The 24,387-nt window shown below is 70.3% G+C and carries 17 protein-coding genes; 4 read left to right on the top strand and 13 right to left on the bottom strand.

Features of this window, described 5'->3' with window-relative positions; translation table 11 throughout:
• Positions 1-39 precede the first annotated feature (39 nt).
• Positions 40-2,115, top strand: a complete 2,076-nt coding sequence (locus A4U64_RS25015; RefSeq protein ID WP_050036184.1) for a PhoX family protein — start codon at positions 40-42, stop codon at positions 2,113-2,115.
• A gap of 52 nt (positions 2,116-2,167) precedes the next feature.
• On the opposite strand, the gene A4U64_RS25010 is transcribed toward A4U64_RS25015, so the two are convergent.
• The 9 genes from A4U64_RS25010 to A4U64_RS24970 form a co-directional block, all read right to left on the bottom strand.
• Complete coding sequence (locus A4U64_RS25010; RefSeq protein ID WP_065923275.1) at positions 2,168-2,887, bottom strand: haloacid dehalogenase type II; 720 nt, start codon at positions 2,885-2,887, stop codon at positions 2,168-2,170.
• 61 nt (positions 2,888-2,948) lie between these two features.
• A complete protein-coding gene (locus A4U64_RS25005; RefSeq protein ID WP_050036186.1) occupies positions 2,949-4,244 on the bottom strand; it encodes a PucR family transcriptional regulator in 1,296 nt (431 codons plus the stop codon).
• The gene (locus A4U64_RS25000) at positions 4,237-5,664 is read right to left on the bottom strand and encodes a phytoene desaturase family protein (RefSeq protein WP_065923274.1); all 1,428 of its coding nucleotides are present in this window, start codon (positions 5,662-5,664) and stop codon (positions 4,237-4,239) included. The genes A4U64_RS25005 and A4U64_RS25000 overlap by 8 nt, the downstream gene beginning before the upstream one ends.
• Positions 5,661-7,460, bottom strand: a complete 1,800-nt coding sequence (locus A4U64_RS24995) for a DUF3556 domain-containing protein (protein ID WP_006932179.1) — start codon at positions 7,458-7,460, stop codon at positions 5,661-5,663. The genes A4U64_RS25000 and A4U64_RS24995 overlap by 4 nt, the downstream gene beginning before the upstream one ends.
• A gap of 87 nt (positions 7,461-7,547) precedes the next feature.
• On the bottom strand, positions 7,548-9,008 hold the full coding sequence (locus tag A4U64_RS24990) for a class I adenylate-forming enzyme family protein (RefSeq protein ID WP_065923273.1): 1,461 nt from the start codon (positions 9,006-9,008) through the stop codon (positions 7,548-7,550).
• A 158-nt stretch (positions 9,009-9,166) separates the two neighbouring features.
• Complete coding sequence (locus A4U64_RS24985) at positions 9,167-10,651, bottom strand: amino acid permease (RefSeq protein ID WP_029546736.1); 1,485 nt, start codon at positions 10,649-10,651, stop codon at positions 9,167-9,169.
• Positions 10,652-10,822: 171 nt separating this feature from the next.
• A complete protein-coding gene (locus A4U64_RS24980) occupies positions 10,823-12,196 on the bottom strand; it encodes a purine-cytosine permease family protein (protein ID WP_065923272.1) in 1,374 nt (457 codons plus the stop codon).
• A gap of 155 nt (positions 12,197-12,351) precedes the next feature.
• Positions 12,352-14,313, bottom strand: a complete 1,962-nt coding sequence (locus A4U64_RS24975; RefSeq protein WP_050036190.1) for a hydantoinase B/oxoprolinase family protein — start codon at positions 14,311-14,313, stop codon at positions 12,352-12,354.
• Entirely contained in the window at positions 14,310-16,373 is a 2,064-nt protein-coding gene (locus A4U64_RS24970) for a hydantoinase/oxoprolinase family protein (protein WP_050036191.1), read from the bottom strand. Before A4U64_RS24970 ends, A4U64_RS24975 begins: the two co-directional genes overlap by 4 nt.
• Before the next feature lie 111 nt (positions 16,374-16,484).
• Here A4U64_RS24970 and A4U64_RS24965 point away from each other — a divergent pair, with 111 nt between their 5' ends.
• Positions 16,485-18,044 (top strand): PucR family transcriptional regulator, encoded by a 1,560-nt coding sequence (locus A4U64_RS24965; protein ID WP_006932166.1) that lies wholly within the window; start codon positions 16,485-16,487, stop codon positions 18,042-18,044.
• 28 nt (positions 18,045-18,072) lie between these two features.
• On the top strand, positions 18,073-19,623 hold the full coding sequence (locus tag A4U64_RS24960) for a PucR family transcriptional regulator (protein ID WP_050036192.1): 1,551 nt from the start codon (positions 18,073-18,075) through the stop codon (positions 19,621-19,623).
• A gap of 61 nt (positions 19,624-19,684) precedes the next feature.
• Here A4U64_RS24960 and A4U64_RS24955 read toward each other — a convergent pair whose 3' ends face one another.
• Together A4U64_RS24955 and A4U64_RS24950 are read right to left on the bottom strand one after the other, a co-directional pair.
• Positions 19,685-19,966, bottom strand: coding sequence for a type II toxin-antitoxin system RelE family toxin (locus A4U64_RS24955; RefSeq protein WP_006932158.1), 282 nt, complete (start codon positions 19,964-19,966; stop codon positions 19,685-19,687).
• Positions 19,963-20,187, bottom strand: coding sequence for a type II toxin-antitoxin system Phd/YefM family antitoxin (locus A4U64_RS24950; RefSeq protein ID WP_050036487.1), 225 nt, complete (start codon positions 20,185-20,187; stop codon positions 19,963-19,965). Before A4U64_RS24950 ends, A4U64_RS24955 begins: the two co-directional genes overlap by 4 nt.
• A gap of 354 nt (positions 20,188-20,541) precedes the next feature.
• On the opposite strand from A4U64_RS24950, the gene A4U64_RS24945 reads away from it, so the two are divergent.
• Complete coding sequence (locus A4U64_RS24945) at positions 20,542-21,696, top strand: hypothetical protein (RefSeq protein WP_050036193.1); 1,155 nt, start codon at positions 20,542-20,544, stop codon at positions 21,694-21,696.
• Positions 21,697-21,808: 112 nt separating this feature from the next.
• Here the strand turns inward: A4U64_RS24945 and A4U64_RS24940 are convergent, their stop codons facing one another.
• On the bottom strand, positions 21,809-22,924 hold the full coding sequence (locus tag A4U64_RS24940; RefSeq protein WP_006932154.1) for a CaiB/BaiF CoA transferase family protein: 1,116 nt from the start codon (positions 22,922-22,924) through the stop codon (positions 21,809-21,811).
• The gene (locus tag A4U64_RS24935) at positions 22,921-24,387 is read right to left on the bottom strand and encodes an aldehyde dehydrogenase family protein (RefSeq protein ID WP_043801001.1); all 1,467 of its coding nucleotides are present in this window, start codon (positions 24,385-24,387) and stop codon (positions 22,921-22,923) included. The genes A4U64_RS24940 and A4U64_RS24935 overlap by 4 nt, the downstream gene beginning before the upstream one ends.

The following is a 24,387-nucleotide window of genomic DNA, read 5'->3' as shown; positions in this document are numbered from 1 at the left end:
ACGGTGCCCGCGTTGAACCGATTCGACGAGGGAGTACCTGTGAGTCCGAAGCCCCTGCCGCTGATCGTCACGCACGACGGCACATCGTCGCGCGCCGCCGTCACCTGCCGCTACAAGTGCGGCAACGCGTGTTCCCACGCGGTGCCCAACACCTCCGGGGGCGAGTACTTCGGCGACATCGTGCGCACCGCCCTGACCCGGCGCGGCGTGCTGCGCGGCGGAGCGATGGCGGTTCTCGCGGTCGGTGCGGGCGGCGTGCTCGCCGCGTGTTCCGACGACGCGGGCAGCACCGGCGGCGCCACGACGGCGGGCCCGGCGGACCTCGGCCCCGTGCCCACCGGCACCGACTTCACCGCCGTCGCGCCGAACACCGACGACGCCGTGACCGTCCCCGAGGGCTACGACCAGGCCGTCGTGATCCGCTGGGGTGACCCGGTGCTGCCCGACGCGCCGGCCTTCGACATCGGCAACCAGACCGCGGCCGCGCAGGAGAAGCAGTTCGGTTACAACAACGACTTCGCCGGGCTGCTGCCCGTCGACGGCGTGCCGAACACCTACCTGCTGGTGGTCAACCACGAGTACACGTCCGAGCCGTTCATGTTCGCCGGCTACGACGCCGAGAACCCCACCGAGGAGCAGGTGCGCATCGGCTGGGCCAACCACGGGCTGTCCGTCGTGCAGGTCAAGGGCGAGGCCGGATCCGGGCGCCTCACACCCGAATTCGGCCCGTACAACCGCCGGATCACCGGCCTGACCGAGTTCGCCCTCACCGGCCCCGCCGCCGGAAGCGACCTGGTCAAGACCGCCGCCGACCCGACCGGAACCCGCGTGCTCGGCACCCTGAACAACTGCGCCGGCGGGCTCACCCCGTGGGGCACGGTGCTCTCCGGCGAGGAGAACTTCAACCAGTACTTCGCGAACGCCGAGAACGTCACCGATCCCGTGGCTGCCGAGCGACTGGCCCGGTACGGCCTCGAGGGCGGCGCCTCGGAACGGCTGTGGGAGCGCTTCGACCCGCGCTTCGACATCGTCGCTACCCCCAACGAGGTCAACCGGTTCGGCTGGGTCGTCGAGGTGAACCCGTGGGACGCGACGTCCGTGCCGGTCAAGCACACCGCGCTCGGCCGGTTCAAGCACGAGGCCGCGACGATCCACGTCACCGGCGACGGCACCGTCGTCTCCTACAGCGGCGACGACGAACGCTTCGACTACATGTACAAGTTCGTCTCCTCCCGGACGATGCAGAGCGGCACGTCGCAGGCCGCGATGCGGCACAACATGACGCTGCTCGACGCCGGAACCCTGTACGTGGCCAAGCTGACCGGTGATGCGCCGGACGAGATCGACGGCAGCGGTACGCTTCCCGCCTCCGGCACGTTCACCGGCACGGGGGAGTGGATCCCGCTGCTGCGCACCGCCGAGGACGGCCGCGGCGAGTCCCTGGTCGACGGCATGACCGCCGAGGAGGTCGCCGTGTTCACCCGTCTGGCCGCGGACAAGGTCGGGGCCACCAAGATGGACCGGCCCGAGGACTTCGAACCGAACCCGGTCACCGGCAAGATCTACGTGGCGCTGACCAACAACTCCAAGCGCGGCGAGGAGGGCAAGGCCGCGGCCGACGTGGCGAACCCCCGCAACAACAACAAGAACGGGCAGGTGCTCGAGCTCGACGACGACCACGCGGGCACGTCGTTCACGTGGAACCTGCTGCTGGTCTGCGGCGACCCGGAGGCCGCCGACACCTACTTCGGCGGCTTCGACAAGGCTCAGGTCAGCCCGATCTCGTGCCCGGACAACCTGGCGTTCGACCCGCACGGCAACCTGTGGATCTCCACCGACGGCAACGCGCTGAAGTCCAACGACGGGCTGTTCAGCGTCGTGCTCGACGGTCCGCGCCGCGGCGAGACCCGGCAGTTCCTCACCGTCCCCGTCGGCGCGGAGACGTGCGGGCCGATCGTGCAGGAGAACCGCGTCGTGGTGTGCGTGCAGCACCCGGGCGAGACCGACGACGCCACGTGGGACAACCCGTCGTCGCACTGGCCCGACGGGGGCACCGCCCAACCGCGCCCGGCCGTCGTCGCGGCCTGGAAGTCCGACGGCCTGATCGGCGCCTGACCCCGTGCGCGCTTCTGGTAGTAGCCGCTACCAGAAGCGCGCACGGGCGCCGTCAGGCGTCGAGGCGGCGCGCGAGGTCGACGAGGTCGTCGGCGATCACGTCCCAGTCGTGTTCGGCGTGCAGGTCCGTGGTCTGGGCCGGGCCGTGTTCGGTGGGTCGCGCGAAGAACGCGGTCTTCAGGCCGCAGGCACGCGCGGCCGCCAGGTCCTCGTTGTGGGCGGCGCACATGCACACCTCGCCCGGCTCCAGGCCCAGGATGGCTGCCGTGCGCAGATAGGCCTCGGGCATGGGTTTGTAGGCCCGGGCGACCTCCGCACCGAGGACGGCATCCCAGGGCAGACCCGCGCGCTTGGCGATATCGACCATCATGCTGATGTTGCCGTTCGACAGCGGCGCGACGACGAATCGCTGCTTCAGCCGCGTGAGCCCCTCGACGGCGTCCGGCCACGGATCCAGTTCGTGCCAGGCACGGTTGAGCTGATCGAGTTCGTGCCCCGGTATGCCCGCCGGGTCGATGCCGAAGCGGCGCAGGGCGTCGTCCAGGTTCTCCCGGTGCAGCACGTCGAGACGCACGAAGGACCGCCTGCCCTCGCGTACCGCCTGCATGGCCGGTTGGTAGCGCGCGCGCCAGGCATCCGCGAACTCCGCGGGTTCGGCACTGCTCCCGTGACGAGCCAGGAACGGTGCCGCCGCGCGCGCGATGCTGGTGCGCCAATCCACCACACTGCCGAACACGTCGAAGACGAGTGCCTTCACGCCGGGCATGCTCATACGGTGCCTCCTGGAATCGACCGACCGTGCCGATGTTGTCACAGTCGGGATAACCGGCGCGTCAGCGCAACACCGCCTCCCCGAGGAACTCGCACGCCTGCAACGCCAGCGCGATGTCCAGCTTGTCGTGCACCGCGGGCGCGCGGGTCGGGTCGCCGAGGGCCTTGTTGATCCGGTACTTGACGGTGTTGCGGTGCAGGTTCAGCCGTTCGGCGGTGTGCAGGTGGCTCTCACCGGTGGCGAAGTAGGTGCCGAGCGTGACCCGCAGCATCGCGGCCTGCTCGGTGTCGTCGGCGAGCGGGCCGAGGATCTCGCCCACCCACGCCCGCGCGGCGTCGAGGTTGCGGGCGAGCAGCGACACCACGGCGACGCCGCGATCCCCGAACCCGATGACCCGCCGGGTGCACGTGGCCTGGGCCACCGCGATCGAATACGCGGCCTCGGCCTGTTCGTGCGAGCGCCGGAAACCGGCGAGGCCGGAGCCGGGCAGGCCCAGCGCGAGGCGGCCGGCGGGATGGGATCGGACGACGGAATCGAGTGCTGCCGTGTCGATCGTCGGCCGGTGCCGATCGAACGGCAGCCAGGCCCACACCGTGCGCCGGTCGATGGCGGTGAGGATCGGCGGGGCATCCGACCCGAGGTGCACCGCCACCGCGCGCACCAGCCGGTCCAGGGGATTGATCGCGCCGTCCGCGGATTCGGTTGTCGTCCAGACGATCACCCCGACATGACAGCGGTCGAGCCGGTACCGGGTCTCCGCCTCGAACGCCGCGACGTCGGTTTCGGATCCGTCGACGAGGCCGTGGATGAGGGCGGAGTGCACGTTGCCGCGCACGGCCGACCACCGGCGCCGTTCCTTCTCGTACGCGTCGAACACGTACAGGGTGATCCAGTCGATGTACCGGTAGACCACCGCGGAGATGTGCTCGATGACGTCGAGTGTCACCTGCGGCGGGAGGTTCATCGACCGCACCTCGTCGAAGCACAGCCGCATGAGGTCGTTCTGTCCCATGTGGTACGCACGGACGAGCGAGTGCGACGGCACGTCGCGCTGCGCCAGCCGCAACGCATATTCCACTGCCGCCGTGGTGGGTTGGAGGTGTTCGGCGGGGATCTCGTTGGTGAGCACGTGGATGATCGTCGCGATGTTGCCGTGCACGCTCGCCTCGAGCAGCTCGACGAGATGCGGATCCTCGTCGAGGTGAGCGATCTCCCGCGCCATCATCGCGGTCATGGAACGGGTGATCTCCCGCTGGCGGGCGTCGAACCGGCGCGCGACCTCGGCGACGACGCGCTGAACCTCGTCGGCGGCCGACGGTGCGCCCGTCGACCGCCCCGAGACCACCGGCTCAGCCACGGCCGGCGCTCCGCAGGTGCCGCAGCGCCGATTCCGCGGCGTTGTAGCCGCACATCCCGTGCGCGCCCGCCCCGGGCGGGGTCGAGGCCGAGCACAGGTAGACCCCGGGAACCCCGGTGCTGTAGGGGTCCAGCGCAATTCGCGGCCGGAACACCACCTGCAGGTCGGCGTTGGCGCCGCCGATGATGTCACCGCCGACCTGGTTGGGGTTCTGTCGCGCGAGGTCGGCGGGCGCGGTGACCGCGGTGGCGACGATGCGGTCCCGGAACCCCGGGGCGAACCGCTCGATCTGGGCGACGATCGCGTCCGTCGCGTCGCCGGTGTAGCCGGCCGGGACGTGGGCGTACGCGTAGAGCGGATGCACGGAGCCGCGGGAGCGGGTCGGGTCGGCGACGTACTGCTGGCCGAGCAGTACGAACGGCCGCTCCGGCATGCGTCCCGTCGCGACGTCCCGTTCGGCCCGGGCGATCTCGGCGAACTCGCCGCCGAGGTGGACGGTGCCGGCCTTCCCGCATTCCGGGTCGGCCCACGGAACGGGACCGTCGATCGCGAAGTCGACCTTGAAGGCGCCGGGAGCGTGGCGGAACCTGCGGTAGGCCTTGGCGATCCGCGCGGGTACCGCGTCGCCCAGGATGCCGAGGGCGGCCTCGGGGGCGACGTCGAGGAGCACGACGTCCGCGGGCGGCAGATCCGCGGCACGGCGGACCCGGACCCCGGTGTGCACCTTGCCGCCGTGCTCCGCGAGCTGCGCGGTCAGTGCCCGCGCGATCGCGGCGGAGCCGCCCTCCGCCACCGGCCACCCGTAGCGATGGCCGGCGGCGGTGATCATCAGACCCACGGCGGACGTGGCGGGCCGGTCCAGCCGGTGGTAGGCGTGAGCGGCGACCCCGCCGAACAGGGCACGTCCCTTGGGGGTGCGGAACCAGCGGGCCGAGGCCGTGGCGGGCAGCAGGGCCCGGGGCCCGAACGCCGCCAGCCGCAGCGGGTGCCGCGGGACGTTGAGCACCGGCCGCATCAGGTCCGCGGCGAGCCCGTCGAACCCGGTTGCGAGGTCGGCGAACATCCGCCGCCACCGCGGACCGTCCTCGCCGAGGCCGGCCGCGGTGACGTCGAGGGATCGGTGCAGCAGGGCGGCCTCGCTCCCGTCGAGGGGATGGGCGCAGTCGATCTCCGGCCACCGCCACCGCAGCCCGTAGCGATCGAGGCCGAGGGTCTGCAGGTAGGGGGAGCCGGCGCCCATGGGGTGGAAGGCGGAGCAGTGGTCGTGGACCAGGCCGGGGACGGTGAGCTCGCCGGAGCGGGTGCCGCCACCGATCTCGTCGGCTGCCTCGAGAACCTGGACGTCCACGCCGCTGCGGGCGAGGTGGACGGCGGCAGCGAGCCCGTTGGGTCCGCTACCGACCACGACCGCCGTACTCACGCTGTGACCTCCCGCTGTGCGGCTGCCCGGTGGGCGCCCTCGCGGTCCATTGTCCACTGCACGTCGAACGGGATGGGCCCGTTGGGCAACCAGGGCTGCTCGGCGACGGCATCGGCGACCCTGTAGGTGCCGCGTTCGATCACGCCGAGGGCCGCGTCGATCACCTTGTATTCCTGGGTGCCCTTGTGGATCGGCTGGGATTCGATCCAGGCGACGACGAACTCGCCGGGCGCGAAGTTGCAGCGCCGCTGGATCGCGGCGATCAGGTGCTCGTTGTGCAGGTGCCCGTCACCGAAGTTGAAGGCGACGATCGAGTTGCAGGAGAACTCGGCCTCGCGCAGGTCGTAGGTGTCGATGTCGTCCCCGAGGTGGCGCATCATCAGGGAGATCAGCGCCCGGCCCTGGCTGTGCATGGACCGCCAGCCCAGGAGCTGGTGCATCACGACGTCCGCGACGTCGGCGGGGTAGGTCGCGAGCAGCTGGGTGCGGGTGTTCTCGGCGGCCCGCACGATGTGCCGGTTCAGCTTCTCCTCCGCACCCGGGGCGAACGCCCAAGTGGCCGAGGCCCAGTTGCCGGCGTACTGCCGCATCGACGGCAGGAACGAGACCAGGTCGGGGCGCAGGTTGCCGAGGACCGGGAAGAAGCACAGCGCGGCGGTGATCGCGCCCGCCAGCCACAGCGACGACATGTCGGTCACGGCGTAGCCGTCCCAGGCGGGGAAGCCCCAGAACAGGAAGACCGTGGCGTAGGCGAACAGCAGGTTCCATTCCAGCGGCACCGCGAGCGGGAACGTCGAGGCGATGAAGAAGTGGAACGCCACCATCAGCAGCACCGCGAGCAGCGTGAGCGTGCGGTTGGTGGAGAACAGCAGCACCAGCGGGGTGACGATCTCGACGAACGTGCCGAGGACGTGGGCGACGCCGCTGCCGAGGTGCGAGGGCCGCAGGTCGTTCGGGAAGCTGCGGTAGTGCATGCGCTTGACCCGCTTGGACAGCATCCACGGGGTGTTGCTGATCATCGGGGGGACCACCATGGCGAAGTGGCGGCCGAACTTGGAGACGCCGGCGCCGACCCAGACGGTGACGATGAGCAGCTTGAGGGCCACGATCATGTCGACGAAGGGCAGGAAGGTGAAGAACACCATCGCCGGCAGGTACTGCTCGCTGCGGGCGGCGATGAAGATGACCTTGTCCCGCAGGCCGATCACGATCAGCAGCACGATCAGCGGCGCCACGACCGCGGGGCGGACGAGGCCGGCGTTGTCGGCGACGAGCGCGTCGACGGAGGCGGAATGCACACCCGGAAGAACGACGGCGACAATCAGATTGGCGAGCAAAAGGGCGTAGAGCGCCACGTCGCCGACGGTGCGGCGGTCACCGGACGTGCCGGGCACCTTGCCCGGCCACGGTGGGAGCCGGATCGTCTCGGGCTTGAGCCAGTACCGGAAGCCACCGGTCATCGGCTTGAAGTGCCCGGCGAGCGGACCCCACGACCCGGCGAGACCGAGCGCCTCGAGCAGCACGGTCCACAGGATCAGCTTCTGGTAGACGATCGGCTGGTTCCACCACGACGAGACGTCGAGCCACGACAGGCCCGAGGTCAGCGTCGCCAGGGCGGTGCCGGCGCCGATGTAGAGGAACAGCAGCTTGAGGATGTAGACGGTGTGCACCATTTTCGGCGTGCCGAATCCGTAGTCGACCCAGTGGGTCGACATGGCCCGCAACCGATCCCGGAACGGGAGGTCGCGGAACGTGGCGGGGTCCACTTCCGGGAAGTGGCCGGTCTTGAAACCCATGGGAATTCGCCTTTCGGGTAGGGGTTGCCGCCCCACCGGCCCGGGGCCGGCGAGTCGGGGTGGAGCTTGTGGTGTCCTCGGGAGCGGTCAGGCGTGCACGGGAGCACCGTGGCTGCGCCGCAGGCCGGGTTTGTCGATCTTGCCGACGGGGTTGCGCGGCAGGGCGGCGACGACGTGCACCTCGGCGGGCACCTTGACCCTCGTCAGCCGCTCGGAGAGGTGGGCGAGCAGTTCGGAGTCGGTGACGGTCCGCTCGGGATAGGTCACGACGTACGCGACGGGAACCTCGCCGTACACCTCGTGCGGCGCGCCGATCACGGCGGACTCGAGGACCGCGGGGTGCGTGGCCAGGGCGTTCTCGATCTCCTTGGGATACAGGTTCTCCCCGCCGCGGATGATCATGTCCGTGATGCGGTCGACGAGGGTGAGGTATCCGTCCTCGTCGAGCCGGCCGACGTCGCCGGTGTGCAACCAGCCGTCGACGACGGTGCGGGCGGTCTCCTCGGGTCGGCCGAGATAGCCGCGCATCACGTTGGGCCCCTTGATGAGCACCTCGCCGGTGGCCCCGGCCGGCAGGTGCCGCCCGTCGGGTCCGGCGATGGCGATCTGCTGGCCGGGCAGCGCGGGGCCGACGGTGCCGAGCTTGCGGGGGCCGTCGATCGGGTTGCACGCCGACGCGCAGGTGCCCTCGGTGAGCCCGTAGCCCTCGACCACGACCAGGCCGAAGCGCTGCTCGACCCGATCGAGAAGTTCCTTCGAGATCGGGGCCGCGCCGCAGATCGCGAAGCGCAGCGACGAGGTGTCCACCGGGGTGTCCAGCGGCTGGGAGACTAGCAGGGCGTAGATGGTGGGCACGGCCGAGAAGTAGGTCGGCCGCAGCCGTGCCACGTCGTCGAAGAACCGGGCCGGGGAGAACCTGCCGGTGATGCTGAGCTGCGCCCCGGCCAGGATCGGCGCCAGGAAGCTGACCGCGATCGCGTTGACGTGGAACAGCGGCAGGATCAGTAGGCAGTGGTCGGCCTCGGTCAGCTGCAGGTGCGTGCGGAACGAGTCGGCCATGAACTGCAGGTTCGCGTGGGCGAGCTGCACGCCCTTCGGGCGGCCGGTCGAGCCGGAGGTGTAGATCAGCAGGGCGGTGTCGTCGGGACGGGGATCGGCGCCGGCCGACCATCCGGCCGGCGGGGCGGTAGCCATGTCGTCCACGTGGATCAGCGGGCGGCCGCCCGACGGAGTGTCGGGACCGGCGCCCAGGACGAGTACGGCTCCCGCATCGTCGATCTGGTACTCGGCCTCGGTCGCGGTGAACGCGGGATTGACGGGGGTGGCCGTCGCACCCAGCCGCCACGCCGCCATGAGGGCGACGAGGAGTTCGGCCCGGTTCGGCAGCATCACCGCGACGACGTCACCCGCAGCGATCCCGTGCTGCTGGAGTTGCGCCGCGAAACCGTCGACTCTGCGGGCAAATTCGGCGTAGGTGAGTTCCCGGTCGTCGTCCCGCACGCAGGGCCGGTCCGATTCGCGGTGCCACACCAGATATTCGATCGTCACTACCGTCGGTCCTTTTCTCTTCGGCTGACCACAACGGTAGTGACGGGGATCACGTCCCGACTACGGCCTCGCGGGCTCGAGTTCCGACGGGGTGTTGTCCTCCGAGCACAACACCGCGCCGCCGGCTGTCGTTGCAGCCGGCGGCGCGGAGCGGATCGTCAGTGGGCCGGATTGCCCGAGGGCGCGGGCTGCGGCCCGCCGGGTCGCGGCTCCGCGTCGACGTGCATCGCCCGGGCCAGCGCCCTCTCCTCCGGCGGGGTGGCCCGTTCGCCGCCGCGCCGGCGCAGGTACCGGGTCTTGAGGTGGTACGCGGCGACGATGACCGCGAGCGCGATCAGCGACTGCACCAGTTCGGCGCGGGCGCCGGTGAACCACATGCCGACGAGGATCGCGACGATGACGGCCGTGACGACGACCGGCAGGACCGGGTAGAGCCACACCCGGAACTGCAGGATCTCCGGCGACGTGCGTTCCCAGCGGCGGCGCAGCACCAGCTCCGACAGGCAGATCATGATGTACACGAACAGGCAGATCGCACCGGACGACGTGACCAGGTACAGGAAGATCGTGTCGGGCCAGACGTAGGCCGCAACGATGCACACGTATCCGACGAACGTGCACGACAGCACGCCCTTCAGCGGGACACCGCGGGAGTTGACGGCCGTCATCCACGCGGGTGCGTCGCGGTGGGCACCGAGCACGAACAGCATGCGCGAGGCGGTGTAGAGCCCGGAGTTCAGGCACGAGAGCACGGCGACCAGCACCACGAAGTTGAGGATCTCGGCGGCCCCGGGGATGCCCAGGACGTCGAGGGCGGCCACGAACGGGGATTCGCCGACGACATAGCTGTCCCACGGCAGCATGGTCACGAGCAGGAACGTCGCGCCGACGAAGAACGCCAGGATCCGGAACACGACGGTGCTGGTGGCGCGGCGGATCGCCGCGGCCGGCTCCTTCGACTCGGCCGCGGCGATCGTGACGAGCTCGGCCCCTGTCATCGAGAAGATGACGGCGACCACCCCGACCATGACGGGGGTGAAGCCGTGGGGCAGGAAGCCGCCGTGTGCGGTCAGGTTGCCGAAGGACAGCTCGGCCCCGGGCCAGACGCCCAGCACGTAGAGACCGGCCAGGACGAGGAACGCGATGATCACCGCGACCTTGATCCCGGCGAACCAGTACTCGGCCTCGCCGAAGTTGCCGACCGACAACAGGTTCACGACGGTCATGATCAGCAGCAGGCCGGCGGCCATCAGCCACAGCGGCACGCCGGGGAGCCAGCGGCCGAGCAGGGTGGCCCCGACCACGGCCTCGATCCCGACGACGACCACCCAGAAGTACCAGAACAGCCAGCCGGTGGCGAAGCCTGCCCAGTTGCCCATGGCGTCGCGGGCGTATTCGGTGAACGAGCCGGTGCAGGGCTTGGCGACGGCCATCTCCCCGAGCATGCGCATGACCAGGAAGACGATCAGCCCACAGATCAGGCAGGTGAGGATGGCGCCGGGGCCGGCCTGACCGATGATCGCGCTGATCCCCACGAAGAACCCGGCCCCGATCACCCCTCCCATGGACAGCATGGTGAGATGGCGCTTCTTCAGCGCGTGGCCCAGGGTGTCGGACCTTTCGGCCGGTGGATCGGTATGCACGGCACTCCCTTCGAGACCTGATGTGCGGCCGCCGTCGTGTGCCGGTTCCGGCGTTACGGCGGCGCTGTCGCTCGGATGGGAGAACACTATGGCCGTGATGTGACCCACGACATGTCCGTGATGTACACAATCGTGGGTCACACCCGCCGTCGGGGCGATTGTCCGCCGGATTCAGACCGGCTGCGCCTCATCCGGCGCCGCCTCGGGTGCCTGCGACGTTTCGGGTCCCTGCGCCGCCTCGGGTTCCGAGGGCGCACGATCCGTCACCCGCGGGGTGAGCAGCACGTAGCTGCCCGCGGCCAGCAGCACCGTCACCACCGGGGCGAGCTGCGCCCACGTCGCGCTGACCTCCTGCACGGTGAGCGCGATGCCGGCGACCGAGGAGATCAGCCACGCCAGCGCCCCACCGGACGCGGTGCGGGGCATGGCGTGGCCCCGATCCCGCAGCACGTAGACCACCGCGATCGCCACCCAGGCGGTGATCAGCACGCCCTGCCAGGCGAGGGCCTGCAGCAGGTACCCCAGCACGTCGGTGAGCATGAGCAGGTATGCGAGCACGGCGGTGACCACCACCCACACCGCTCGGGGCACGTCGATGCGCAGTGCCCGGTGGACGAACACCTGGAGGTTGGTGGAGGCGAGATAGAAATTGGCCGAGTTGATGCGGGTCTGGGACACGATGATCAGCAGCACCCCCGCGAAGCCGAGGGAGCCGACGACCGCCTCGACCACGCCGGTCTCGGTTCCGGCGATGTCCCAGGCGCCGAGGAGATAGAGGCCGACGAGCCCGTTCACACCGAAGGTCAGCGCATAGAACACCCAGCCGAAGGTGACGGTGCCGTGGAAGGCGGCGTCGGTGCGGCGACCGAGCCTCGCGTAGTCGAAGGTGTACATCATCAGCACCCAGACGCCCATGTAGACGAGGTAGGCGGTGAGCCAGCCCGGAAGCGGACCCGATGCCACCGTGGCGGTGAGCCATCCGGTGGGGTAGCCCTGGCGCACGGTCGCGGCCACCACGACGGCGACCATGCCGACGAGATAGAACGGCAGCAGGATCCCGTTGAGCTTGTCGAGCCACGCGGCGACACCCCCGATCACCACGGGAATCATGTACACCGTGCAGAGCAGGTACCACAGCCTGATGTCGCCGCCGAAGTACTCCTGCAGAGCCACGGCGACGATGGAACCCTCGAAGACCCCGTAGTAGAGCGCGGTGGCCGCGAACAGCACCGGGGCGAGCAGTGAGCCGACGGCGCCGAACATGCGCCGGGACAGCAGCTCGACCGACAGGCCGGTGTGGATCGCATAGCGGGAGAGCACCAGATTGACGACGCCGAAGGTGGCGATCGAGGCAGCCATCCCGGCGAGGGTGGCCGGTACCCCGACCGCGCCGGCCGAGGCAACCGCGATGTAGAGCCAGAACATGGCGCTGAACATGGCCCACCATGCCATCGTCAGCGACCAGCGGGACAGACGCCCGGATTCGGGCACGATTTCCCGCTCCGCGGGGGATCCGGGAGCAGATTCGGTGAGGTGATCGGACATGGGGTCGCCTCTCGGGGGGAGGGAATCCGAACCGGCGCAGGGGCGCACGACCGCCCGCAGCACCGGGGGCGGGAGGTTCGGCAGGGGAGCTTCGAGGGAGGGTGGAGAGCGCGAAACCCGTTGCGGGGCAGCGGTGAAACTGCCCCGCACGGGCTTCAGGACCAGTGCGCGACGGAGCGGGTCCGCAGCAGATCGCGGAACTGGGCGGTGGTCGTGGGCAGCAGCTCGCCGGTACCCCAGTCGACGATCACGCCGTAGCGGCGCACGAGGTCGAGCATGGACAGCTCACCGCTGCGGTAGCGGGCGGCGACGGTTTCGGGGTCCTCGTCGAGCCAGCCCTTGCGCGACACGCGGATCTCCTCGCGGACGCGCTCGGTGGCGTCGTGGTCGAGCTCGTAGCGGTCGATCTCGGGGTCCACCGGCACGACGACGACGCCGTAGTCCAGGGCGGCGCGCTCGACGGAGACATATCCGTCGATCACGTCCTCGAGCACGGCGTCCGGGTCCCGCTGCAGCGGATCCCCGTAGCCACCACCGCCCGCCGACGGCCGCTCGAACGAATCTCCGGACTGGACGGGCACATTCGAGAACACGGACCCGAGGAAGCGCTCCTCGGGGGTGCCGCGGTTGAGCCACACACCGTGCGGGATGGACGGCAGGCCGCCCTCGATGCCCCAGGTGACCGAGCGGGAACGGTCACAGCAGTACGACATCACGCTGCTGTCGCTGTCGGTGAGGATGCCGCCCTTGGACAGGCCGCACCCGCCGCGGTATTCCCCGGGTCCACCGGAATCGGTGATGATGGCGTGCTCGCTGGTCAGCACGGGGGTGAGGCGTTCCTGCCCCTCGCACGGCTGCACGGCCAGGCCGATACCGAACACCGGTGCGGTGGCGCTCGATCCGTCCTTCGAGCTGCGTCCGCCCCAGCCGCCGGCCATCCAGTCGTACCACATGAAGAACGGCCGGTCGTCGGTGCGGGCGTCGCGGCCGCCGACGAGCAGGTACTCGAGGTTGAACGAGCACGCGATGGCGCGGGAGGGCACGACCTTCGACCACAGTTCGAAGATCGCGTTCATGATCTTCTCGTAGGGACCGGAGCAGAACCCGGTCACCGCGTGCGGCCAGCCCGCGTTGACGACGGTGCCCTCCGGTCCGAGGTCGGTGCGGATCGCGTTGTACAGGCCCGAGTTCAGCGGCACGTCGGGGAAGAACGACTTGGTGCCCGCCACGATCCCGGAGAACGCGGTGCCGTAGCCGCTGTTGAGGAAGCTGGCGACCGCCGGTGCGCTGCCGGTCAGGTCGTAGCTGAGCTGGTCGCCCTCGATCGTCATGGTGACGCGGATCGGGACGAGCCCCTCGGGCCGGGCGGGATCGGAGTCGAGGTAGTCCTCGGTGGTCCACGTGCCGTCCGGCAGGTCGGCGACCCGGCTGCGCACGATGCGCTCGACGTAGTCCTGGACCTCGCGCATCGCGTCGGTGACGGTGCCGCGCCCGTATTTGTCGACGAGTCGGTGGATTTCACGTTCACACACGCCCGTGGCCTCCGCCTGGGCGTGCAGGTCGCCCATGCTGATCTCCGGCGACCGGGTGTTCGCAACGAGCAGTTTCGCGACGTCCGCCAGGAATCGGCCCTCGTGCCACACCCGGACCGGGGTGATCCGCAGGCCCTCACCGAAATGCTCGGTGGCGGTCACGTCGAACGACCCGGGGACGCTGCCGCCGATGTCGGCCCAGTGACCCTTGTTCTGCGCGAAGGCGATGAGGACGCCGTCGGCGAAGATGGGCCGGACGAAGCTGACGTCGTTGAGGTGGGTGCCGCCCCGGTAGGGGTCGTTGACCATGAAGATGTCGCCGGGGTTGATGTCGGAGCCGAATTCCTCGAGCACGGCCTTGCACTGGAAGTGGAGGGTGCCCACGTGGACCGCGATGTCCTGGCTGCCCTGCATCACGGTGTTGCCCTCGGCGTCGCAGAGCGCGGAGGAGAAGTCCCGCGAGTAGATGACGAACGAGTAGCAGGTGCGCAGGATCTGCTCGGACATCAGGTCGACCGAGGTGGCGAACGCGTTCTTGAGGACCTCGAAGGTGACCGGATCGAGGGTGGGGGACGTGGTGGTCATCGGGTCTCCTGGATGTCGATGCGGATGTTCGCCCACTCGTCGATCGTGGCGGTGGTCCCCGGGGGGACGACGGTGGTGGAGTCGAGCTGGGTGATCACGGCCGGGCCGGGGATGCGCGTACCGAATTCCAGTGTGTCGCGGTCGAAGACGGGGGTGTCGAGCCGGCCGCGCGCCTCGTCGAAGTAGACGTTGCGCCGCTCGACGGGCGCCGGCTCCGCGGTGGTGGGTTCGGAGGTGCGCGGGAAGTTCGGCTTCGGCGTGGTGCCCACCGCGCGCAGCCCGATCTGGTAGATCTCCACGGGTGTGTCGTCGCGCCGGAACGAGTAGTCCCGTTCGTGCTCCTCGTGGAACCGCTCGACGGCCTCCGCGAGGAAGCCGGGGCCGCTGCCGGCCGCGACGGTGAGCGAACGCCACTGCCCCGCGTAGCGCATGCTGATATGACGATCGAGGACCATCCGTTCGGGTTCGACCCCCTCGTGGCGGAGACGCTGCGTGCCCTCCTGCTCGAGCCGCAGGAATTCGCGCTCGAGCGCGGTGGTGTCGACCTCGTCGACGCGGCCCTGGAACATGGCCGACAGGTCGTGCCGGATGTCGACGAGCAGGCACCCCTGCGCCGAGGTGATGCCCGGATGGGGCGGCACCACGACGGTCGGAATGGACAGTTCCTTCGCGAGGGCCGCGCCGTGCAGGGCGCCCGCGCCGCCGCAGACGACGAGGACGAAGTCGCGCGGATCGTAGCCGCGCCGAATGGACAACAGCCGCACCGCATCCGCCATGTTGGCGTTGGCCACCTGGATGATGTTGCCGGCCGCGGTGTCGGCGTCGAGACCGAGCGGTCCGGCCACGCTCTGCTTGATCGCGTTCTCCGCGGCCGCCACGTCCAGAGTGAGGCCGCCGCCGATGAGGGCGGTGCCCAGGCGGCCGAGCAGCACGTTGGCGTCGGTGTTCGTCGGCTCGGTGCCGCCGCGCAGGTAGCAGGCGGGTCCGGGGGAGGCGCCGGCCGACTGCGGCCCGTTGCGCAGCGAGCCTGCCTCGTCGAGCCAGGCCAGCGATCCGCCGCCGGCGCCGATGGTGAGCACCTCGATGCTGGGGAAGGAGATGGGGAAGCCGTACTCGACCTGCCACTGCTTGGTGGTGCGGACCTCGCCGTCGTAGACGAGCGAGATGTCGGTGCTGGTACCGCCCATGTCCAGGCCGATCGCGTTGGGGTATCCGCAGCGGGTGGCGATGTCGGCCACGGCGATCGCGCCGGCGGCGATGCCGGAGGCGGCGAGCCGGACGGGATACTTCTCCACCATCGCGGGGGTCATCGAGCCCCCGCCGGAATGGAGCAGGAGCAGGTCGCCGTCGTATCCGTCGGTGCGCAGCTGCGCTTCGAGCCGGTTGACGTACCCGCTGACCAGGGGTGCGAGCACGGCGTTGGCGACGGTGGTGGAGGCGCGGTCGTACTCGAAGATCTCGGGGAGGATCTCGCTGGAGGTGGAGACGGTGACGTCGGGCAGCTCGGCCTCGAGCAGTGCCCGCACGCGCTGCTCGTGTGCGCTGTTGACGTAGCTGTTGATCAGGCACACCGCGACGGTCTTGATGTTCTTGCGGCGCAGGATGCGGGCGATCTCCCGGACCTCCGACTCGTCGAGCGGGGTGACGACCTCGCCGGCGTAGTCGATGCGTTCGGTGACCTCGTACCGATCACGGCGGCGGATGTAGGGGGTGCCGACGTCGACGTACGTGTCCCACAACTCGTCCTTGGTGCCGTCGCGGATCTCGAGCACGTCGCGGAACCCGCGGGTGGTGACGAGGGCCGCGGGCGGGAAGTTGCGGGTGATGAGCGCGTTGGTCGCGACGGTGGTGCCGTGGGAGAACAGGGTCACCTCGGTCAGGTCGATGCCCGCGGTGCGCACACCGTCGATCACGGCGCGCATGGGATCGTCCGGGGTCGAGGGAACCTTCGCGATGCGGGTGGTCGATGCGCTCTCGTCGAAGATGCACACGTCCGTGAAGGTGCCTCCGACGTCCACGGCGACGCGCAGGTGGGGATTGCGGGATGTGATCATCGTCATACTCCTGGGTCGGGTGGAACCCAGTATTCGGCCTGGTCGCGGGGCCATCAATTGGAGAAAGTGAATCGAGTTCCCCGAATCGTTGGAGATCTTCACACCCATGGGAGAAAGATGTCGGGCATGCTTCCGGACCGTTTCCGGCTCGTCGACCTGCTGCTCGAACCCGACCTCGGGCTCCGGCTGGCGACCGATGCCGACCCCAACGTGGGAATCACCGGCGCGCACCCGATCGAGATCGAGAACCCGACCCGGTGGCTGCGGCCGGGGTCGATGATGCTCACCACCGGCTCGCGCTTCCCCGGCCACGAGCACCCGCAGCAGGCCTATCGCGAACTGATCCGCGAGCTCGTGGGGTCCGGCATCGCCGCGCTCGGGTACGGCGTCGGGGTGATCACCGACGACGTCCCCCGGCCCCTGCTCGACGAGGCCGAGCGCCATCGGTTCGCCGTGGTGGCGATCCCGCCGGAACTGCCGTTCATGGAGGTGGTCGGACGTGTCAATGCCGCGGCGCAGGCGCAGGACTCGATGCTGCTGCGCCGCACGCTGCAGATGCAGAACCACCTGCTCGAGGCGATGACGGCCGAGTCCCCGGAGGCCGACCTCGTGGCCCGGCTCGCCGGGCTGCTCCGCAGCAGCGTCGTCCTCTACAACGAGGTCGGCGACGTCGTGGCCTCGGCGGGTGGCGCACCGGTGCACCTGATCCGCAATCAGCTGCGCGGCCGGGACGGCCGGCTGCTGTTCCGGGTGGGCCGATGGTCGGTGAGCGCGCACTCGATCTCGCCGGGCGGCCAGCACTACTGGTTCGCCCTCGCGTCCAAGAGCAACGAACTCACCGATCCGCTCACCGCGCCCGCCGTCGAGGTGTCGCTGAGGCTGCTCAACACGATCGAACGCACCCGCCAGCGCGCCACCATCGAAAACCGCGCGCGGCACGCCGCACTGGTGCGGGCGCTGGCGTCGGGCGATCCGGCCGATTCCGACACCGTCCTGGACCAGCTCGAGATGCTGCGGTTCGGCCCCGAGCCCGATATGCGGATGCTGGCCTTGTCCGCCGCACCCGACTACGACAACCGCCGATGGGTGTTCCGGGCGAACTCGCTGCTCGATGCCGTCGAAACGGACGTGTCCGGGCTGGCCCGCGACATCGGGCTGACCCTGCTGCTCGCCCGGGGCGAGGGGGGCCTCGTCGGAGTGGTCCCCGCCCGGGCGGAGGCTCTCGACTCCTGGTCGAACAACCTTCCACAGGGGTTGACGTGCGGCTCGAGCGAGCCGTTCACCGATCCCGCGCGCGGGCCCGACAAACTGCGCGAGGCGCGCTGGGCGCGACGGGCCGCCGAGCGGCTCGGCCGCAGCACCCAGCGCTTCGAGGACGTGAGCCTCGCGGACTGGTTGCTGGCGGGCCGCGACCCGGGGCCCGCTCTCGCGCGCGCCACCGCGGTCCTGGCCCCACTGCTCGACGGCCACGACGACCTGGTCGATTTCCTCGTGCTCCACCTGGCCCGGGACCTGGACGTGGGGCGGACGGCGCGGGAGCTGAACCTGCATCCGAATACCGTGCGGCACCGGGTGAAACGAGTCGAGGACCTGCTGGGCCGGTCCCTGCGTTCCCCCCGGGACGTCACCGACGTGCATCTGGCCCTCGAAGTCCTCGCCGAACACCCCACCTCCTAGCCGCCCGGTGGGGGGAAGGATCGTCATCATGGCCATCACCGTGCGTCGGCTCACGACGCTGCCGGAGCTCGGGCTCACTCTCGTGGCGGGTCGCGACGGAGCCGACCGTGTCATCGAGTGGGCGCATCCGATCGAGCTTCCCGACCCCACCCCGTGGCTCTCGGGTGGAGAGCTCGTGATGACCACCGGACTGGAGATCGGCGCCGGCGCCGACGAGCAGTTCGCGTACCTCCAGGGCCTGGTGGGGGCCGGCTGCGCGGCCTTGGCGTTCGACACCGGAACCCGGTTCGACCGCGTGCCCGACGGTCTGCGCGCCGCGGGTGACGCGCTGGGGTTCCCGGTGCTCGCCGTGCCCGCCTCGACGCCCTTCATCGCCATCACCCGGGCGGTCATCGACGAACTGACCGCCGACCAGGTCCGCGCGGTGCAGCGGGTCGTCGATCAGCAGGAGCGGCTGGCCCGGGCCACACTGCGCGGGGGTGTGCCCGCGGTCGTGACCGCGCTCGGTCAGGCCCTCGCCGGAGCCGTCGCCGTCGTCGACGCCGACGATCGCGTACTCGCCGAATACGGGTCCGACACGACGCGGGCGGTCCGGCATGCGCGCGGGGTGGCGGAGTCGGCGTCCCGATCTCCGCGGCGACGGCAGATGAGCAAGGTGCTGGTCGACGCCGCCGGGCACTACACCGTTCAGAGCATCGCGGCGGCCCAGGACCTCTACGGATACCTCGCCGTCGGCACCGCGGAGCCGCTCCCGCCGGCCGACCGTCTGCTCCTCGCCCACGCCGTGTCGCTGATCTCCATCGAGCTCGGCAAGCCCGCGAAGGTGCAGAGCGCAGAACAGCGGCTGCGGGCCGTCGTCACCCGGACACTCTTCGACGCACCCGAACGCATGGACGCCGGCCTGCTCCGCTATTTCGGGTTCGAACCGACCGACACCGTCGCCGTCGCCGTGCTGACGGAGGTCGGCCCGCTGCTGCCGGCGGAACGGCAGGTCGGCGCAGTCCTCGCCGCGGAGGGCGTACCCCATCTGGCGGCCTCGGTCGGCACGGATGTCGCCGTGGTTCTGCCGGCCGACCGGGCCCGCGAGATCGCGACCCGGGTCCAGGACCGGGTCCGCGCGCAGCTCGGCCGGCCGGTCCGGTGCGGGCTGGGCGGTCCGTGCGGCGTGAAGGACGCGAACACCAGTGTGCAGCAGGCTCTCTCGGCGGTCAGGGCAGCGCGGAACGGGGGCCGGACACCGGTGGAGTTCGCCGAGCTCGGTACCTTCTCGGTGTTGCTGGGCATGCAGGACCCGGACGCGCTGCAGGCCATCGCCCGCACCGGACTCGAAGCACTCGATGCCTACGACGCGAAGCACGGATCGAGCGGAAGACTGGTCGAGACCCTCGCCGCGTACCTCGAGCACAACGGCCAGGCCGAGAGCACCGCCGCCGCGCTGGGCATCCACCGGCACACCCTGCGGAACCGGCTCGCCCGCATCACCGAACTCACCGGCCGCGACCTCGACTCGATCCACACCCGGGTGGAGTGGTGGCTGGCCGTCAAGGCCCGGGAGATGCTGGACGGCCGTGGCGGATAGGTGCCGACGTCCGGTCGCAGCGCCTCGACGAGATCCTCACCCCGGCCGCGCCCCGGACGATTCAGGTGCGGTACGCGTCGGCGCGGTGGGAGATCGCGGTGACTCGGACCTGGCGGGTGTTCTCGTCGATCAGGTACAGCACCCGGTAGGAGCCGCGGCGGGCGGAGCAGGCCGGTGCCAACGGTGGGGCGAGTTCGTTGCCGACCCGGTGCGGGTTTTCGAGGAGGGGTCCGGTGAGGAACTCGTACACCGCGGCGGCGACCTTCTCGGGCAGGGTCCGCTCGAGCGCACGGGCAGCGGTACGGGCCACGATCAGGGTGTAGGGCTCGCCGGGGACGCTCACTCGTCGTCGGGCTTGCCCGCCGACATGATCTCGGCGAGGGCTGCGGCATCGAGACTGCCCCCGGCCTCGATCTCGGCCCTTCCCGTGAGGTGGTCGGCAAGCAGGGACTTCTCGGCCAGCACGGCAATGGTCTCGCGCAGCGCGTCGTAGTCGTCGGCGCCGAGCAGCACCGCGGCCCGGTGCCCATTTCGGGTGACCGCTGCGACCTCGACTCGATCCACACCCGGCCGGAGTGGTGAGCGGCCGTCGAGGTCCGGGAGATGCCGGGCGGCCGTGGCGGACGATCCGGACCCGAGCGGGGGATGCAACGCGGCGCAACAGTTGTGACGCGCGATCGTTTCGAGTGTGCTCCGAGTCACATTCTCACGAGTCGCATTCTCACGGGAAGGACACTCCGATGCTCCACGCTCCCACGGCCGGTCCCGAACTGCGCCGGCGGAGCTGACGAAGAACCCTCGAGGACACGGTCCGCGATCCGGCAGCCGACTCCGGCCACCACACCACTCACCGATCTCCTCGGCCGACGTTCCCCTCGCCCCTCGTTTCGAGGGCATCACAGAAGGTTTCGGTACCCCATGCCCGAACGCTCGCACGCCGACACGTCCCCGGGGTGGCTCGGATTCGGTGTCGCCAACACCGCCGTGATCACCACCGCCTCCGTCGCGGCGTGGTATCTGCTCGCCGACCCGCGGCTCAGCCCGTTCGACCTGTATCCGTTGCCGTTCAACGCCGCCCTGTTCTGGGCCCTGCTGTTCGTCGTGTGGGCCGGATTCAACCTCGAACTCTGGGGATTCGACCGGCTACGGCAACCCTGGCGCGGCATTGCGTTCCTCGGCGCCGCATCGGCTTTCGCCGTCGTTGTCACGTATGCCCTGGCGAGCGGAATCGGCCACCTGTATCCCGACTACGCGGCCGCGCGTCCCGACGGCCTGGGCTACTTCACGGGCGCGTTGTTCGTCCTGTTCGGCTTCTCCACGTGGGTCCTGGTGGTGCTCAACTGGGGACACTGGCCGTGGACCGATCTGGGCCTGAAACAGCCGTGGGTCGGCGCCTGCGAGATCGTCTCCCTCCTCGTCCCCACCGCACTGCTCTATCTCGTGTTGGGTGTACCCGCGGTCTCGGAGACGGTTCGGGAAGGCACAGCACTGCTCGGCATCGACACACTGCTCGGCTGGTACTACTCGATCATCGTCGCGATCGTGCTCACCGGACAGACCTGGGAGAACTGGCCGTGGCGGCTCGCCGGCAGCCGCATGCGGGTCGCACTGGTCTCGACGGTCGGCAACATCGTGCTCGGCACCGTGTTGTTCGTGGCGCTGCGTGCGGTGTGTGCGGTGCTCGTCGGACCCGGCACGGCAGCCGAACCGGGCTTCCCGCTCGATCAGTTCCCGGCCCAGCTGGGCGTGTGCTGGGTCGCATGGATGATTCTGTGGGCCAACGCCTTCGGTAACAGGCCGACGGGCGGCGGGGCCGTGGTGAACCTGCTGTCCCGCGTGGTGATCACGTTCGCCCTCGCCGTGACCACGTTCGTCCTGTACTACTACGTGATCGCCGAGATCGTGCTCCACGAGCCGGCCGTCGCCGGCGGCCTGCACGGCAACGCCCTCGGATTCATGGACCTGTTCGCGTTGGTGACGCTCCTGTACGTCGTCGGCTTCGAGTCCTTCGGTCTGCGACGGCCCGCAGCCACCGTTCCCGCCCCCGAGGATCGCGCCGTCGCGCATCCCTGATCGAGGGAGGGGACGGACGACGGAGGCGCCCGCCGTTCGGTTCGGTGCGGCACGACGCCCGTCCCGCCGCGGCCGGACGCGACGGGACGGGCACTCCTCCGGTTCCTGCCGGTCAGTCCGCGGCTCCACCCAGGGGTGGCGGGGCCGAACGGTACCGGACCGGAGTCCTGGAGAAGCTCAACGGATTTCCGACCTGCGGCGTGGCGCTTCCCGGCACGGACACCACGGCATCGAGGCCGAGACGCCGCGCGAACTCGAATGCCTCGGCGACGTCGTTGATGGGTCCGGCCGGAACACCCACGCGGGAGAGTTCGTCGTACCAGTGGTCGGCCCCGGCCGTGACGAGGATCGAGGTGATCTCGGCGCACAGTTCCTCGCGGTGTGCGACGCGCAGCGGGTTGCTGCGGAAGCGCGGATCGGTGGCCAGCTCCGGCGCGCCGATCGTCTCGGCGAGCCGCGTGAACTGCTTGTCGTTGCCCACCGCCAGCGCCAGCGGCCGGTCCTTGGTCGTGAACACCTCGTACGGGGCGATGCTGGGGTGCCGGTTTCCGAGGATGCCGGGCACCACCCCGGCACCGAGGTACGCCGACGCCTGATTGACGAGCGACGACAGGAGCGCGGAAAGAAGATTGGTTTCGACGCGCTGCCCCTCGCCGGTGCGCTCCCGATGATGCAGAGCGGCGAGGATGCCGGCGAGGGCGTGCAGGCCGGTGAGCACGTCGACGACCGCGACACCCACCTTCGTCGGCGTACCGGCCTCGGGTCCGGTGATGCTCATGAGCCCACCGACGGCCTGCACGAGCAGGTCGTAGCCCGGCAGGGCCGCTCCGTCCCCGCTCCCGAACCCGGTGACGGAGCAGTAGATCAGCCCCGGGTTCACGTCGAGCAGCTCGTCGTAGCCCAGGCCGAGCCGCTCCATGGTGCCCGCCCGGAAGTTCTCGACCACGATGTCCGCGCGCGCCACGAGCCGGCGGGCCTCGGCGCGGCCGTCCTCCGACGCGAGGTCCAGGACCACGGAGGTCTTGTTGCGGTTCACCGAGTTGAAGTACGTGGCCGAGCCCTCGTCGTCGTAGGGCGGTCCCCACGCGCGGGTGTCGTCGCCGGTGCCGGGACGTTCGATCTTGACGACCTCGGCACCCATGTCCGCGAGCATCATCGTGGCGTAGGGGCCGGCGAGGACCCGGGTGAAGTCGGCGACGACGATGCCGTCGAGTGCGCCCCTGCTCATGCGATCGGCCTCCCGCCGCGAAGGTAGACGGTCGTGGTGTGGGTGAAGAACTCCCGTGCGGCGCGGCCCTGTTCCTTCGGGCCGTACCCGCTCTTCTTCGCGCCGCCGAACGGGACGTGCGGGTCGGCGCCGGCGGATTCGGAGTTGATGTGCAGGATGCCCACGTCCAGGTCGTCGAGTGCCCCGAGGGCGCGGGTGAGGTCCTGGGTGAACACCGCCGCCGACAAGCCGTACTCGCTGTCGTCGGCGAGCGCGAACGCCGTCTCGGCGTCGGCCGCCCGGCACACGGCCAGTACGGGCCCGAACAGTTCCTCGCGCCACACGTCGAGCCGGGTGCCGGGCAGCTCGAGCACGGTGGGCGGCACGTAGAACCCGGCCGCCAGTTCACCGTCCTCGTAGGGCCGGCCCCCGCACAACACTCGGGCACCCTGGCGTACCGCCTCGTCGACCCCCGCCCGGATCGACGCCCGCGCCGCGGCGTCGACCACCGGACCCATGTGGACGTCCTCGTCCAGGGGATTGCCGACGGTCCACTTCCCGATCCGGGCGACGAGTTCACCGACGAACTCGTCGGCGACGTCGTCGGTGACGATGAGCCGGGAGGTCGCCGTGCACTTCTGCCCCGACGACCGGAACGCGCCGAGCAGCACCTGTTCGGCGGCGAGATCGAGGTCCGCGTCGCCGAGCACCACCGCCGCGTTCTTGCCGCCCATCTCCGCCTGCACCGGCACCCCCCGGGCGGCTCCCGCCGCCGCGAGGCTCCGGCCCACCGCCGTGGAACCGGTGAAGGTCAGCGCGTCGACACCCGGATGGTCGGCGATGCCGGCGCCGACCGCCCGGCCACCGATGACGAGGTTGAGCACCCCCGGCGGCAGGCCGGCGTCGGCGAGGGCCTGCATCAGCCGCATGGCCAGCAGCGGCACGGTGCCCGCCGGCTTCCACACCACGGTGTTGCCGTAGGTCAGTGCCGGGGCGATCTTCCAGGCGGGGATCGCGATGGGGAAGTTGAAGGGGGTGATGACCCCGACCACGCCGACGGGCTTGCGCGCGACCAGGATCTGCTCACCGCGGCGGGGGGAGGCGAACATCTCGCCGGCCTCCCGGTCGCCCTCGCCGCCGTAGAAGCGCAGGATCTGGGCCGCGCGGAGCACCTCGGCGACGCCTTCGCCCCGCGTCTTGCCCTCCTCCCGGGCAAGTTCCGCGCCCCACTGCGACGCGGACGATTCGACGACGGCAGCCGCCCGGGCGAGGACGGCACCGCGCTCGTGCGCCGGGGTTCTCGCCCATGGCCGGGCCGCGGCGCGCGCGGCGGCCACGGCCCGGTCGACGTCGTCGCCCGTGGCCGCACGACCGCGGGCCACGGTGACGTCCGGCTCGGCGGGGCTGATGCTCGCCAGGGCCTCGGCCCCGCCGTCGAACCACTCGCCGTCGATGTAGTGCTGCAGCAGAACGGGTGTCGTCAT

Origin of the sequence: Rhodococcus sp. WB1 (genome assembly GCF_001700945.1) — a bacterium.
GTDB classification, from domain to species: domain Bacteria; phylum Actinomycetota; class Actinomycetes; order Mycobacteriales; family Mycobacteriaceae; genus Rhodococcus; species Rhodococcus aetherivorans.
The sequence above is the reverse complement of the archived record's forward strand: the minus strand, read 5'-3'. Positions and strand labels throughout refer to the sequence as shown.

Excerpts from the sequence above, each read along its gene's own strand:
- A4U64_RS25010 (WP_065923275.1), bottom strand. The coding sequence starts at position 2,887 with ATGAGCATGCCCGGCGTGAAGGCACTCGTCTTCGACGTGTTCGGCAGT.
- A4U64_RS24995 (WP_006932179.1), bottom strand. The coding sequence starts at position 7,460 with ATGGGTTTCAAGACCGGCCACTTCCCGGAAGTGGACCCCGCCACGTTC.
- A4U64_RS24980 (WP_065923272.1), bottom strand. The coding sequence starts at position 12,196 with ATGTCCGATCACCTCACCGAATCTGCTCCCGGATCCCCCGCGGAGCGG.
- A4U64_RS24975 (WP_050036190.1), bottom strand. The coding sequence starts at position 14,313 with ATGACCACCACGTCCCCCACCCTCGATCCGGTCACCTTCGAGGTCCTC.
- A4U64_RS24970 (WP_050036191.1), bottom strand. The coding sequence starts at position 16,373 with ATGACGATGATCACATCCCGCAATCCCCACCTGCGCGTCGCCGTGGAC.
- A4U64_RS24965 (WP_006932166.1), top strand. The coding sequence starts at position 16,485 with ATGTCGGGCATGCTTCCGGACCGTTTCCGGCTCGTCGACCTGCTGCTC.
- A4U64_RS24960 (WP_050036192.1), top strand. The coding sequence starts at position 18,073 with ATGGCCATCACCGTGCGTCGGCTCACGACGCTGCCGGAGCTCGGGCTC.
- A4U64_RS24945 (WP_050036193.1), top strand. The coding sequence starts at position 20,542 with ATGCCCGAACGCTCGCACGCCGACACGTCCCCGGGGTGGCTCGGATTC.
- A4U64_RS24940 (WP_006932154.1), bottom strand. The coding sequence starts at position 22,924 with ATGAGCAGGGGCGCACTCGACGGCATCGTCGTCGCCGACTTCACCCGG.
- A4U64_RS24935 (WP_043801001.1), bottom strand. The coding sequence starts at position 24,387 with ATGACGACACCCGTTCTGCTGCAGCACTACATCGACGGCGAGTGGTTC.